This window comes from Bradyrhizobium cytisi (assembly GCF_008123515.1).
Classification (GTDB): Bacteria; Pseudomonadota; Alphaproteobacteria; order Rhizobiales; family Xanthobacteraceae; genus Bradyrhizobium; species Bradyrhizobium cytisi.
The window spans coordinates 15,607-28,605 of the sequence record NZ_VSSR01000041.1 but is presented as its reverse complement, the minus strand read 5'-3'; the positions used below and the strand labels follow the sequence as shown (position 1 = coordinate 28,605).

Here is a 12,999-nt window from a genome sequence, read left to right as displayed (position 1 = left end):
TCGTTTGGGACGGGCCTCATCCGCGCTTGCGGCCGGTTTTTCCGTTCAGCGCAAATACTTAGGAGGCGGTGCGGTCAGTGCCGCTGCAGCTCCGGCTTGCGGATGGTCTGCCTGACCTCGGCGCCGCAATCGGCGCATTCATAGACGAAGTCGATCTTGGCAAGGCTCCAGTGCGGCTCGACCTCGCGCACATACATCGGCAGGAACCCCATGCATGTCGGGCAAATCACTGGCGCGATCTCGACATCCTGATGATGCTGTACATAAGCTGGCATCTCGGCTCTCCTTCGCAGGCGACCACCAAACCCCGCGCAAAAGCTACTGCCGGCCGCGTCGATGTCGTCATCAACTCTTTCGAACAGAGGCGGAACGGCGAGGGTTTGTCGTTCGCTGTGACATTCTTGTTACGTCTTTGGACTGTAACGGGCGGGCCGAATGCCTATTTCTCCGGCCGATCCGCTTTTCTCGGACGATCAACGCAACAATAAGGGAGCAACGCCCATGACCCATGCCATTCGTTTTCACAAGACCGGCGGTCCGGAAGTCCTGGTCTGGGAGGAGGTCAATGTTGGCAAGCCGGGGCAGGGCGAGGCGCGCATTCGCCACACTGCCGTCGGTCTCAATTTCGTCGACATTTACAACCGCTCGGGTGTGTATCCCGCGCCATTGCCGAGCGGTCTCGGCAGCGAGGCGGCGGGTGTTGTCGAGGAAGTCGGGCCGGGCGTCACCGATCTGAAGCCGGGCGATCGCGTCGCCTATGGTGCATCACCGCTCGGCGCCTATTCCGAGGCGCGGCTGATCCCGGCCGACCGGCTGTTGAAGCTGCCTGACGGTGTCGACGACAAGACGGCGGCAGCAATGATGCTGAAGGGGCTGACCACGCAGTACCTGATCCGGCAGACCTATCGCGTGAAGGCCGGCGATACCATTCTGCTGCATGCGGCGGCCGGCGGCGTCGGCCTGATCCTGAGCCAGTGGGCAAAACATCTCGGCGCGACCGTGATCGGCACGGTCAGCAGCGACGAGAAGGCAAAACTCGCCAGGGCGCATGGCTGCGACCATGTCATCATCTACACGCGCGAGGATTTCGTGAAGCGCGTCGACGAGATTACCGGCGGCAAGAAGGTGCCGGTGGTCTATGATTCCGTCGGCAAGGACACGTTCCTGAAGTCGCTGGACTGCCTCGCGCCGCTCGGCGTCGCCGCGCTGTTCGGTGCGTCCTCCGGGGCGGTCGAGCCGCTCAATCTCGGCCTGCTCGCCCAGAAGGGCTCGCTCTACGTCACCCGCCCGACGCTGTTTACTTACGCTGCCAAGCGCGAGAATCTGGTCGCGATGGCGAACGAGCTGTTCGACGTCATCAAGTCCGGCGCGGTCAAGATCGAGGTTCACCAGACCTACGCGCTGAAGGATGCTGCGAAGGCGCATGCCGATCTCGCCGCGCGCAAGACCACGGGATCGACCGTTCTGACGGTGTGATCCCGGATTGAGCAATGGCGCAGGTTGCCTGAGCTTGCGTCAAGCTTTCTCGTGCTTGCGCAGGTCGCGGGCGTGATCGAGGCGGATCGCCTGGAGGTCGACCTCTTCAGGCGGAACTTGCGGAAGCGCGGCCTCGGCCAGGATCGCCTCGGTCACGTCCTCGACCGAATTCTCCACGATTTCGTGGATGAATGAGATGTTCTGGTACTCGCCTGAGGTGACGCGGGAGACAACCCCGCGCCTTGTGATCTCGGGGTCGACGATCGCCTCGCGGCCGCGCCGCCCGTAGTCGATGATCACGACGAAATACTGCATGAAACGATCCTGCCGCGCGCCCCAAGGCCGGGTGCGCGGCAGAGTATTTCTGAAAAACGGAATTAAAGTCAAGACCGATTTCCAGAAATCGGAAATTGGCGCTATCTGCCCTTTTTGCGGGGCCGGGCCGACTTTGCGCGCAATCGCTCGAGCTGGCCCTTGGGCATGGAGAGGCAGATCTCTCCGACCCAGTCGAGCTTGACGCCGACGATCGGCTTGGCGTTGAAGCTGTTGAGATTGACGACGGAGGGCGTTTTCCCGCGTTCGATGGTCTTCAAATAGCGTTCACCGGTCTTGAGCCGGACCACGGCCTCCTCGCCGTAGAAGCTCGACAGTGGATGACGCTGGTCCTTGTAGACCACGATCACGTCGCCGCTTTCGTATTTGGGCAGCATCGAATCGCCGACGATCTCAAAGGCGACGGTCTCTTCCATGATCGGGAAGGGCAGCGCGATGTCGCCGAGCCCCTCCGGCGGAACCTGCTCGAAATCCGGCTCGATCACGGCGCCGGCACCCACGCGGCCCATGATCGGCGCGAGGTTCAGTTCAAGATATTCCATGATCGGAATGATTTCCGAGGCCTTCACCAGGCGTTCGCCGCCGAGGATCTCCGATACCGCGCCCGGTCGAACGCCCATCGCCGCGGCCAGCCCGCCCTTGCTCTTGCCTGTCTTTTCCAGGCCCCGCTCGATCATCGCAACGTCTAACATGGTGATTCCCTCGATTGCCCATTGGCTCTGCCTCTTGTAATCCGAAATTCGGAATTGATGCAATTGTGAATATCAGAATTATCGCTTGACTTCGTATTCGGAATAACGGAATGTGTGTTCCGCCTCCGGATCGTGCATCGGGGCGCATCACAGGACAGCAGCATGGAACCGGGCCATTGGTCGTCGGAGCATTCCGACGCGCTTCGCGACTATTTTTTCAAGGGATTGTCATATGCGGAGATCGGAAGGGAGATTAACGCAAGGTTTGGAACGGCTTACACGCGCAATGCGGTGGTCGGCCGCGCCAAGCGGCTCGGGCTTGCCGAGCCCGAACGGATGACGAGTCCATCGATCGTGCCGTCCTTGCCGGGCGAGCCCGGTCCACTCTCGCCGCTTCGTGTTGCAATACCCGGCCTGAACCTGCCGCCGCCATCGGCACTGAGGCCGGCGAATCCGGTCAAATTGCGCTGCGTCGGTGTCCGGCCGCGCCTGATCCCGCTGCTCGAGCTCGAGCGAGGCGATTGCCGCTATCCCTATGGCGGTGACAAGGAGGGAGAGGAGATCCGCTTCTGCGGTCACCCGCGTCAGCCCGGCTCGAGCTATTGCGCGCCGCATGCGCATCTGACCCGCGGTCCCGGAGCGGCGTCCGGCCGTAGCGCCGGTGCCGCCGTGCTGAGGCTGGTCTCCGCGGCCTGACCGGCGCCCCTTCTCAATTCAGTTTGCAAGGAGTTTTCGAGTGGCACGTGCAGACGCAACATGTCCTACAAATTGACCGGGCTTCACGACCGCCGATTGCGCGATCTGCCGTTCAACGCAGAATTGGCGGAGGTCGAGGTCGACAATCCCCTGGCGCTCGACCTGGACGAGAAGATCGTGGCGATGCGCTCGATTCGCAACGATCCGCTCGGCCGGCTGCATTCGCATCACCAGATCGACGAGGCGCAATATCGGGGTGGCCGCGCCTACCAGAGCGACTGGGAGCGGGCGGAACGAGGCCCGCAAGCCATGGATCCGACCCGCGAATATGTCGACGGCGCGCGCTCGCGCGAGCCCATTACCGAGAGCCAACGCCAGGCCGTATTGCGGCTGAACCGGGTCGAGCGCGAGCTTGGCACCGACGGCGCCGCGCTGGTGCATGACGTGCTGGTGCTTGGTTTGACGATGGACCAGATCGGCGAGCGACGCGCCGTGCGCACCCAGCGCTGGAACGACTATTTTGCGCGGCGTTTTCGCGAATGCCTCGACCGGCTGGCGCTGGTCTACGGCTTTGCGACCGATGCGCCGGCGCGGCGCCGCTGAACGGGACGTGCCTGCGGCTTTCACCGTCGGCACGTCCCCATCGCTCCTCACGGATGCGGCATGATTTGGTAGGGCGTGGTGTAGGGCTCGACGCGGAGCGAGGCGTTGGCCAGCAGCCCGATCTTGGCAGTTGGCGCCTGCTGCATCTCACCGTTCTGCCCGCGATGCACGTTGTACTGCCAGGCCGTGAGGTCGCCCTTCTGCGCCAGTGCGTGCGCGACCGCGCTCGCGTCGTTGCCGCCGAGCGCCTGAAGCTCCTCGGACGATAGCCCGATGACGATCTCGTCCTTGATGGTGACGATCTTGAAAAGGTTCATTTTGGTCTCCTGCGCCCATGCGCCCTGTGCAGAGAGTGTAAGAAGCGCAACCGCGGCGCCCTTGATGAGATCGCAGCGAGAAAGCATGCCGTCGTCCTTTGGTGCTGACGCGCGCCCGAATCAAACAGTCCATCAGCCATGGCGCCCGTGATCTGCGTGGCCGTTTCGCAACCGCTTGGTCGTGCGATCTTGAACAACGGTTCACGGAGCGGGAAATATCGGATGGACCCCGACGTTCGTGGACGATGCAACCGCCGAAACCGGACTCAACCATTACGTGTATACGCTGAAGAAGCGTTAGTTCGCGGCTGCCAATCTCCGTCCACACGGGAAATAAGCGGAAACTCAGGTCTAATTGACGGCGATCGGGGCCACGCCGTGATCGATTGCTGCTTCTTGACGCAGGTGGGTGACGGCGACGCGTATTCCTGTTATCCGGAATTGCCGTAGCACGATGCCGACGAAGCATCGCTAGCCTTACGGTTTGGCTTGATCGAGGGGTTGTTCCTTGCCATAATTGCAACTTCTCGGGTCGTGCCGAGTCTCTTCAGATCTGCAGCTCGGCGTGCCGACCTGCTCGGGTGCTCCGACCTAGAGTTCGGCGTCGCCGTGGCGTTCGGTGACGGCGTGCGGTTCTCCATCGGGCTGCCGACGCCCGACCACGAAGAGCCGAGTCCTGTCATAGGTGCGAGATGAAAAACCTCAATTTCGCGGCTGAACTGCATCTTAAGCTCGGCGCACCCGCGAACGGTACCGTCGAAAGTCTCCGCCTGCTGCGCGCCTTTCTCAAGCTCGCTCCCCGGCAGCGCTTTGAGGTCATCAAGCTCGTCGAAGACCTCGTCACCGACGAGACCATCCCCGAACACCCGCTGTCTTGAGCCCGGCCAAGGGCCGATATTACGCTTTGCCACCCTTCAGACCGGCAAGCGGACCGCCAGGTGGCGTCCGTTGCTGGCGCCTGGCCGCTGGAAGGCGGCGCGACAAATGTGCTAATCAGTCAGGAAAAAGAGGGAGGAGTGCGACCATGATCGAACCGAAGCTCGAAGTTCCTGCCGAACTGCGCGACCTGGCTGAGAAAACCATTGACCAGGCCGAAAGGGCCTTCGGCATGTTTTTCGATGCCGCCACCAAATCGATGTCGTCCGTTCCCGGAGCGAGTGCGGACGTATCCAAGCAGGCGCTCGCCTTTACCGAGCAGAACATGAAGGCGGCGTTCGAACACGCTCGCAAGCTGGTTCACGCAACCGACCTTCAGGAAGCGATGCGAATCCAGTCCGAGTTCCTGCGCAGCCAGTTCACCAATGCCGGCGATCACATGCGCCAGATGACCGGCAATTTCATGCAGCCGGGCAAGGACAAATCCTGACCAGGGAAAGTTCGGATGTCCCGCACCACGGCCGTGTGCTTACAAATTGATCTTGCGTACTGACGCGTTGCGCCTTTCAATTCCGGTGCAGGTCCATGACGGGCCACCGGGTGAACCTCATTCGCCGTCTGTCATCCTTTCTGCTGATCCCTGTCGGTTCACCCGGCAGGGATTTGCATTCTTAGGGCTTGTTTGCGCGCTTGGCGCAAAGCTTGATCTGCCGCAAAGGATCCCGGCTAGTAGTCACCGGGATTCATGATCATCGGGGTGGTCGTATCGGCCGGCGCGAGTGCGCTGCTGGCGCTGTCGCGCAGGAAGCGGTCAAGTGTTGCCTGGATCTTCTCCTTGACCGAGTCGGGTCCGCGATCGCTCATCTCGGTATGCTGCGCAGCGGTATGGATGATGTCGATGCCGCGTGCCTTGGCTTCCTCGGGCGTCGGCAGCACGCCGGGGTCGGTCTGAAAATGCGGATCCTTGGAGCGGAACGATAGGATCTTCATTCGGTCGTTGTGCACGAAGGGCACCCTGAGATTGTCGAGCGTGATCACCTTCGACACCAGCTCGGGATGCTGCTGGGCGACATACATCGAGACGTCGCCGCCATTGGAATGACCGACCAGCGTGATGTGATCGTAGTCTGCGTTCTCCTGGCGCCCCTTCAACGTGTTCAGCACGTAGAGGATGTTGGCTTCGCAACGCATATAGACCCCGCGCCGGCCGACATATTTCTGGCCGACATGGGTCATCAGGGGCGGATCGCTCGGCAGATCCTGCTGAATGCTTGCAACGAGATAGCCGCGCGCCGCAAGTATGTTGGCGAGGAAGGAATACTCGGTTGCCTTGACCGTGTTGCCATTGCTGATGATGGCGACCGGAAGCTTCCACAGGCCAAGATTGGCCTTGGTCTCGTAGTCGCGCCGCACCGCAATGTCGACCGAGATCGGCCGCTGGCGCGCGGCGTCGAACAAGGACAGCATCTCGTGACGGATCGCGAATTTGCTGACGACGAAATATTCGCCCGCCGCGAGGACGCAGAGAAAGGCCAGGATTGCAAACACCCTCTTCATGGTTCCGTCTCAATCACTTTTGACTGAACATGGCTATCGAAAACCCCCGGATCGAGCGATCGTGAGCACGTTACGGGATTAAATTTAGGCAAGTCTGTGAGCAAGGCTGTGAGAAGGGCCCCAAAAGGGCCGCATCGAGGCGAAGACCGCGCGGCTAGAGGCAGGCGCCCCTGCCGCGTTCGGGGCAAAGCCGGAACGCGCTCGACAGGGTGAACAGGAACCGAGGGCTGCGGCGCTCATTGTTCGGCGCCCGGTAGCTCAAGGGCACGGCGACGCCGAAATCCGCCTGGAAATCCTGCGGCAGAAAGAACCGCACGCCAGCACCGGCCGACGTCAGCGCCAAGCCGTCGCTCAGACGGTAGCCATCGTTCCAGACTGCGCCGGCGTCGCCGAAAGCGTAGAGCTGGTAGCCGCTCCAGTAACGGAAATTGAGCTTCTGGTCGAAGCGCAGCTCGAGCGAGCCGGCAAGACCGTTATCGCCGCTGATCTCGGCCGCACCATAGCCGCGGCCGAAGGCTGCGCCTCCGAGATAAAATTGCTGCGAGGTGAACAGCGGCCGCGACGCGGTCTGGCTTGCCGCTGAGAGCTTGAGCGACCAGTCGTCATTGAGGGTCTGGTAGCGCGTGAACCAAAAATTCAGCACTGAGAAATTCGAGGACGCGCCATCGCGCGACAACAGATCATCGTCGAAATGCGAGGCGCCGAAGACGTCGAGGCCCTGGCGATAGGTCAGCGTTGCGTAGTTGGTGCCGCCGAAGCGATCCTGAAGCCGGTAGTCGGCGGTGAGGCTCGCCGTCCTGATGTGGTCGTTGTAGTACGGGCCGAACAGGTCGTGCTCCGACACGTTGCTGAAGGTCCCGGCCATGGTGAGCGTCAGTCCGGACGATTGCGACATGAAGGGAACGGTGCTTGCCCGCACCTCGAAAGCCTCCGTTGTGGTGATGTCGCCGTCGAGACGGCGCGCGTCACCTGGCCGGACTGCACTATAGAGGACGGAGGCGCCGAGGCGTACCCCGTCGACGCCGACCGGCGCGTCATAGGACAACCGCGCGAAGCCGAGCTCGCGCGGATCGTTTGCAATGGTCGACAGGTTCACCGCGAGCGTGTCGCCGGGTGTGAGGTATGAGTTAAAGGCGCCCGTCGCGTAGGTCTGCCATGGGCCGACCGACGACGAGCCGAGATTATCCAGGCCGAACGACGTGAAGACGTGCCAGGTCTTCAGAAAGACGATGAGGCGGAAGCGACCGGTTGCGCCGCCGATCTCCTCCAGCGCGGTATCGGTGATCCGAACGCCCGGCCTGCCGTTGATGAGGAAGAGCTGGCGTTCGAGCGTTGCCAGACGTGACGGCTGCTCGGCCAGGACCGGCCCGAGCATCGGCCTCACGCCGAACTGCTCGGCGCCGTCGCCCTTCAGATCGGCTTGGACGATCGCGCCTTCGATCACCTGGATCCGGACACGGCCGTCGGCGATGTCCTGCGGCGGCACGATCGCGCGGCTGAGATGGAAGCCGTCACCGCGGTAGAGATCGCTGATCGCGCCGGCGATCGCAGCGAGATCGGCTTGCGAGACCTTCTTGCCGAGATAGGGCTGATAGAGGACGGCGATGCGATCCCGGGAGATGACGTGGGCACCGCTGATGTTGATGCCGCGCAGGACAAATCGTGGCTTGGTGTCGCCGCCAATGTTCGGCTGGCCAACCGAGGGTAACTTCACCGGAGGGCGGTTCAGAGATTCCTGCTCAGTTTGGTTTTCAAAGTACTTCTCCGGCTGGCGTGGATCGAACCCCGGCTGGTTCGCCTGCTGCGCGAACGCCTGCGGAGTTCCCGCAAGCGTCGGTCCGAGTAGCACCAGCGTGGCAGCAAGATACCGTCCAACCGCGCCACGCGCGGACCATTCTCCGTAGTTTGACGGAGAGGTCTCCAGGCGCCGGTAAGGATTCAGTAGCCACATGATTTTTCATAGTTTTTTATGGTCAACGATTGGTTAATGCGGCCGCCGGACTCCAGGCGTCCTGCTAAGCCAATCTTGAGTGATTTCGGATACGCATCAGGCTCGCAGCAACTCAGACTGAGGGTCATCATGCTTGTTCGAATTGGAATGCGGTGCGCCGTGATGGCAGCGCTGATCCTGGGAACGGCATCGGGTGCATCCGCTGCGGATGACGGCGTCTGGTCGGTCAGCAAGTCATCGGGCGAGGTCTGGCTCGCCACCAATGGCGCCCAGCAGGTGTCGTTGAATCAGCAGGAGACTCTGAAGCCGGGCGACACCATCCGCACCGGGCGGAACGGGCGCGTGCTGCTCGTTCGCGGCGAAGAGACCATTTTGATCTCCCCCAACTCGGTGGTCGGTGTGCCGACCGAGAAGAAGGAGGGACTTTCGACCACCATCATCCAGCAGGCGGGTTCGATCCTGCTCGAGGTCGAGAAGCGTAACGTCAGGCATTTCGAGGTCGAGACGCCCTATCTCGCCGCCGTGGTCAAGGGCACGCATTTCAGCGTCACGGTGGGCGCAGGCAGCACCAAAGTCGGCGTGCTCCGCGGCCAGGTCGAAGTTTCCGATTTCAGGACGGGGCAGCTTGCCCAGGTCATGCCGGGGCAGGTGGCCACTGCCTTCGAGCACGGCAAGCCCGGTCTCAGCCTGAGCGGTGCCGGCACGTTCAATCCGATCGAGCAAGGCAAGCCGCGCGCGTCGATGATCGAGCGTGTGCCCGTGCCGAAGTCGGGCCTGTCGGCGCCGCGCGATGCGGGAGGCGGCCATGCGATCCATGCGCTTGGTACGATCGACAAGGGCACCAAGACAGCCGGCGCGCCGACGCAGTCGCGTCAGGTGAGCGAGACTCACGCACCGAAGGCCGGCGTCGTGCGTATCTCGAGCTCGCTCGGCGAGGTCAAGCTGAACTTTCACAAGGTCACGCACGGGCTGGCCCACGACGCCGTCGCGCCGGGGCGGGTGCGTAACGCGCGTGCCGGCACCGACACGGTGTGGAGCGATAGCAAGTCGAGCACGACGACCACTGCCGCGAATAGCTCCACCGTCACGGCGGTCACCGTGAGCAGCAGCGCTTCTGCAGCCAGCGGAACATCGACTCCGTCGAGTGCGACGACAACCGTTGCGACCACCGCCGGGTCCACCAGTGATGCGCTTGGTGGCAGCTCTGGAAGCGGAACCGGCGGGACAAGCGCGACCGGCAACGGCAACAGCGGCAACGGTAATAGCGGGAACGGCAACAGCGGGAACGGAAATGGAAATAGCGGCAATAATGGCAACCACTACGGTTGGTACAAGCATCACTAGGACCGTGCCGTCGTAAAGGGGCACGTAAAGGGGCACTTGGCGGCGAGCGCCGTCGGTGCGGGGGAAGCAAGGTGAAACACTATCGGCCACATATCCTCGTCGTGATCGCTCTGGCTGTCGTGCTGTCCACGGGATGGCACGGCGCGCTTCGCAACGCGCTCACCGACCTGCGCTTTGCCTGGGAGTCGCGAGCGGCCAGCGGCAACGTCGTCGTCGTGGCTATCGACGCGTCTTCGATCGATCGGATCGGCGTGTGGCCCTGGCCGCGCAGCCTGCACGCTGACCTCCTGCACAGGCTCGAGGCAGCCGGTGCGCAGGAAGTGGCTTTCGACATCGATTTCAGCACGCCGTCGGATCCGGGCTCCGACGAGGCCTTCCTCACAGCGCTTCGAGAGGTTGGCGGCTCCACGATCCTGCCGTCCTTCAAGCAGCCGACACCAAATGGTGGCGCTGCTCACATCAATCGTCCGCTGAAGCCGTTCAGCAACCAGTCGTGGCCGGCCGTCGTCAATGTCGCCGTCGAATCCGATGGGCTCGTTCGCCGCTATCCGGTCGGGGAGAAGCTCGGCGATGCGCAGATGCCGTCGATGGCCATCGTGTTGGCCGGGCAGGACGCCAATCGGCGGCCGCCTTTTTTGATCGACTTCAGCATTCGTGCGACGTCTATCCCGAGCGTTTCCTATGTGGACGTGCTGCGGGGCGATGCCGCGACCCTCGACAGGCTGAGGGACAAGAAGGTCATCGTCGGTGCTACGGCACTCGAGCTGGGGGACCGGTTCAGCGTTCCAAATGGCCGTATCGTCCCGGGACCCGTGCTCCAGGCGTTGGCTACAGAATCGGTCCTGCAGAACCGCATGCTGCGCTGGACGTCCGATGCCGGCATGATTGCTGGTCTTGGCGCGATCTGCCTGCTGATGATGTATTCATGGCGTCGCGTCGCACCGGGTGTCCGCGTCGCGATCCTGGTCGCAGCCGGAGCAGGGATCGAACTGACTGCGGTGCTTGTACAGGAGCGCTGGCCGCTTGTCATCGACACGTCGCTGTTCCACATCGCGACCGTCGCCTATCTGACGGCGATCGCGCTGGACGAGATCGATTTCCGCGGTCTGCTGGGTCGCATCGCCGAAAGCCGATTTCATCGCATCGCGATGTCGCTCGGCGACGGTCTGGTCTGCACCGACGAAGATCACCGGATCACGGTCTGGAATCCCGGCGCGAGCGCGGTCTTTGGCTACATGCCGACCGAGATCATCGGTCGCCCGTTCGAAACGCTTTGCGCAGTACCGGTGGAGGCAGGCACAAGGACCTTCGCCATGCGCGACGCTGCGCGCCAGGCGCTGCTGGTCCCCGGCGGAGCCGTGGTCGTCGAGTTCGAGGGCCGGCGCAAGAATGGCGAAACGTTCGCGGTCGAGGCGAGTTTCTCGGGTTGGCAAGGAACGGAAGGTTTCCAATACGGCGCGATCCTGCGCGATATCTCCGTACGCAAGCGCGAGGCCGAACGCGTCAGATATCTCGCCGAGTATGATGCGCTGACTGGTCTCGTTAACCGCAACACGCTGCATGCGGGACTCGCCACCCTGATTGTTGCGGCGGAGCGGCGGTCCTCCGAAGTCGCGCTGCTCGTGCTGGGACTCGATGGTTTTCAGCAGATCAACAACATGCTTGGACACTCGATCGGCGATCTCGTGCTGCGGGCGGTCGCTGAACGCCTGCGGACCGAGGTCGATGGCAAGGCGGTGGTGGCGCGGCTCAGCGGCGACGAATTTGCGATTGCGCTGGATTGTGTGGAGAGCCATGAGCTGATTGCCGCGTTCGCTGAGCGGATTGCGCGCGCGTTCGAGGCGCCGCTGGTGACCGGCGCGCGACAGCACCGCGTCAGGATCAGCATCGGCGTCGCCGCCTATCCGGAGGGCGGACAGAGCGCGGATGATCTCCTGAGCAACGGTCATCTGGCGCTGAGCCGCGCCAAGGCGACCCGGCGTGGCAGCCATGTGATCTTCGAGAGCGCGATCAGGCAGGAGCTGGAGAACCGGCTGACGCTGGAGAGTGAACTGGCGCTTGCCGCCGACCGCGGCGAGTTCGAGCTGTTCTACCAACCTCAGGTTCGCCTGATCGACGGCGGCCTGATTGGGGCCGAAGCGCTGATTCGCTGGCGGCACCCGGTGCGCGGCTATGTCTCGCCCGGAGAGTTCATGCCGGTGGTCAACACCTCGGCCCTGTCCGAGCGGATCGCGAACTGGGTGATGGAGACCGCGGGCCGGCAGGCGCGCGCGTGGGAGCTGTCGGGCAACGCTGTCCGCGTCGCAATCAACCTCTCGCCCTCGCAGCTCCACTCCGGCGATCTCGCGCATTCAGTTGCGGAGTTGCTGAGAACGACGGGGCTAACCCCCTCGCTGCTCGAGATCGAAGTCACCGAGGACATCCTGCTGCACGACGAGGGCCGCGTGCTCGACATGTTCAAGCGGATCCAGCAGCTCGGCGTCCGTATCCTGTTCGACGATTTCGGAACGGGCTATGCAAGCCTGAGCTACCTGAAGAAGTTTCCGCTCGACGGGCTCAAGATCGATCGCTCGTTCGTGCTCGATCTGCTCGCAGATTCCGACGATGCGGCGATCGTCGGCTCAACCATAGGCCTCAGCAAACAGCTCGGTCTTACGGTCGTTGCCGAAGGTATTGAGAATCGCGCCACCGCGGATTTCCTGGTCAGCATAGGCTGCGAGGAAGGGCAGGGCTACTTCTTCGGCCGTCCGATGCCTGCCGACGCGTTCGAGAAGCAGTTTTTGGCGGCCGAGCTGAAAGCCGTCAGCGCCGCCTGAGCGCGCCTGTTCTGGTGCTAGCGCCGGCGCCCAACCGCTACGCCAAAGAGGAAGGCGACGAACAGGCTGGCCAAGGGCGCTTCGCGCGTGATCGCCGCCACTGTCGAGAGCGGCCGTCCGGGTTTTCGCGCTTCATCGATCGCGTAGGTGAGGCGATCGACGGCGGCACGCAAGCCGCCTGCGACCTCGCCGATGGTGTGGGACACGTCGGTCGCCGCATCGATGGCGCGCTCGGCCATGCCCGGCTGGGGATGGGGCTGCGGTATGTCCGTGCTCAAGCGCGACCTCCAGACCTGACGAAGAAATTGAGGCCGGCGCCTTGGCTATCCGCGACAGGC

At 62.9% G+C, this 12,999-nt stretch carries 14 protein-coding genes; 7 read left to right on the top strand and 7 right to left on the bottom strand.

What is annotated here, in order from left to right:
• Positions 1–74: 74 nt before the first annotated feature.
• Complete coding sequence (locus FXB38_RS24085; protein ID WP_148753444.1) at positions 75–275, bottom strand: hypothetical protein; 201 nt, start codon at positions 273–275, stop codon at positions 75–77.
• Between the two features lie 226 nt (positions 276–501).
• Here FXB38_RS24085 and FXB38_RS24080 point away from each other — a divergent pair, with 226 nt between their 5' ends.
• Positions 502–1,476, top strand: a complete 975-nt coding sequence (locus FXB38_RS24080; protein WP_148753443.1) for a quinone oxidoreductase family protein — start codon at positions 502–504, stop codon at positions 1,474–1,476.
• A 39-nt stretch (positions 1,477–1,515) separates the two neighbouring features.
• On the opposite strand, the gene FXB38_RS24075 is transcribed toward FXB38_RS24080, so the two are convergent.
• Both FXB38_RS24075 and FXB38_RS24070 read right to left on the bottom strand, forming a co-directional pair.
• Positions 1,516–1,791, bottom strand: coding sequence for a hypothetical protein (locus tag FXB38_RS24075; RefSeq protein ID WP_148753442.1), 276 nt, complete (start codon positions 1,789–1,791; stop codon positions 1,516–1,518).
• Positions 1,792–1,892: 101 nt separating this feature from the next.
• Complete coding sequence (locus FXB38_RS24070) at positions 1,893–2,501, bottom strand: S24 family peptidase (protein ID WP_148753441.1); 609 nt, start codon at positions 2,499–2,501, stop codon at positions 1,893–1,895.
• 162 nt (positions 2,502–2,663) lie between these two features.
• Here FXB38_RS24070 and FXB38_RS24065 point away from each other — a divergent pair, with 162 nt between their 5' ends.
• Both FXB38_RS24065 and FXB38_RS24060 read left to right on the top strand, forming a co-directional pair.
• Positions 2,664–3,197 carry a GcrA family cell cycle regulator gene (locus FXB38_RS24065; protein WP_187435109.1) on the top strand — a complete coding sequence of 178 codons (534 nt, stop codon included), beginning with the start codon at positions 2,664–2,666 and terminating at the stop codon, positions 3,195–3,197.
• Positions 3,198–3,257: 60 nt separating this feature from the next.
• Positions 3,258–3,800 (top strand): hypothetical protein, encoded by a 543-nt coding sequence (locus FXB38_RS24060; RefSeq protein WP_148753439.1) that lies wholly within the window; start codon positions 3,258–3,260, stop codon positions 3,798–3,800.
• Between the two features lie 47 nt (positions 3,801–3,847).
• Here the strand turns inward: FXB38_RS24060 and FXB38_RS24055 are convergent, their stop codons facing one another.
• Positions 3,848–4,204, bottom strand: coding sequence for a hypothetical protein (locus FXB38_RS24055; RefSeq protein WP_148753438.1), 357 nt, complete (start codon positions 4,202–4,204; stop codon positions 3,848–3,850).
• 605 nt (positions 4,205–4,809) lie between these two features.
• Between FXB38_RS24055 and FXB38_RS24050 the strand changes: the two genes are divergently transcribed.
• The gene (locus tag FXB38_RS24050; RefSeq protein ID WP_027531907.1) at positions 4,810–4,995 is read left to right on the top strand and encodes a hypothetical protein; all 186 of its coding nucleotides are present in this window, start codon (positions 4,810–4,812) and stop codon (positions 4,993–4,995) included.
• Between the two features lie 146 nt (positions 4,996–5,141).
• On the top strand, positions 5,142–5,483 hold the full coding sequence (locus FXB38_RS24045) for a phasin (protein ID WP_148753437.1): 342 nt from the start codon (positions 5,142–5,144) through the stop codon (positions 5,481–5,483).
• 236 nt (positions 5,484–5,719) lie between these two features.
• Here the strand turns inward: FXB38_RS24045 and FXB38_RS24040 are convergent, their stop codons facing one another.
• Positions 5,720–6,550 carry an alpha/beta fold hydrolase gene (locus FXB38_RS24040; protein ID WP_148753436.1) on the bottom strand — a complete coding sequence of 277 codons (831 nt, stop codon included), beginning with the start codon at positions 6,548–6,550 and terminating at the stop codon, positions 5,720–5,722.
• A 154-nt stretch (positions 6,551–6,704) separates the two neighbouring features.
• Positions 6,705–8,501 (bottom strand): ShlB/FhaC/HecB family hemolysin secretion/activation protein, encoded by a 1,797-nt coding sequence (locus FXB38_RS24035; RefSeq protein ID WP_148753435.1) that lies wholly within the window; start codon positions 8,499–8,501, stop codon positions 6,705–6,707.
• A 129-nt stretch (positions 8,502–8,630) separates the two neighbouring features.
• On the opposite strand from FXB38_RS24035, the gene FXB38_RS24030 reads away from it, so the two are divergent.
• Together FXB38_RS24030 and FXB38_RS24025 are read left to right on the top strand one after the other, a co-directional pair.
• Positions 8,631–9,845 (top strand): FecR family protein, encoded by a 1,215-nt coding sequence (locus FXB38_RS24030; protein WP_187435108.1) that lies wholly within the window; start codon positions 8,631–8,633, stop codon positions 9,843–9,845.
• Positions 9,846–9,916: 71 nt separating this feature from the next.
• Complete coding sequence (locus FXB38_RS24025; protein ID WP_148753434.1) at positions 9,917–12,661, top strand: EAL domain-containing protein; 2,745 nt, start codon at positions 9,917–9,919, stop codon at positions 12,659–12,661.
• 17 nt (positions 12,662–12,678) lie between these two features.
• On the opposite strand, the gene FXB38_RS24020 is transcribed toward FXB38_RS24025, so the two are convergent.
• The gene (locus FXB38_RS24020; RefSeq protein ID WP_148753433.1) at positions 12,679–12,939 is read right to left on the bottom strand and encodes a hypothetical protein; all 261 of its coding nucleotides are present in this window, start codon (positions 12,937–12,939) and stop codon (positions 12,679–12,681) included.
• Between the last annotated feature and the right edge of the window lie 60 nt (positions 12,940–12,999).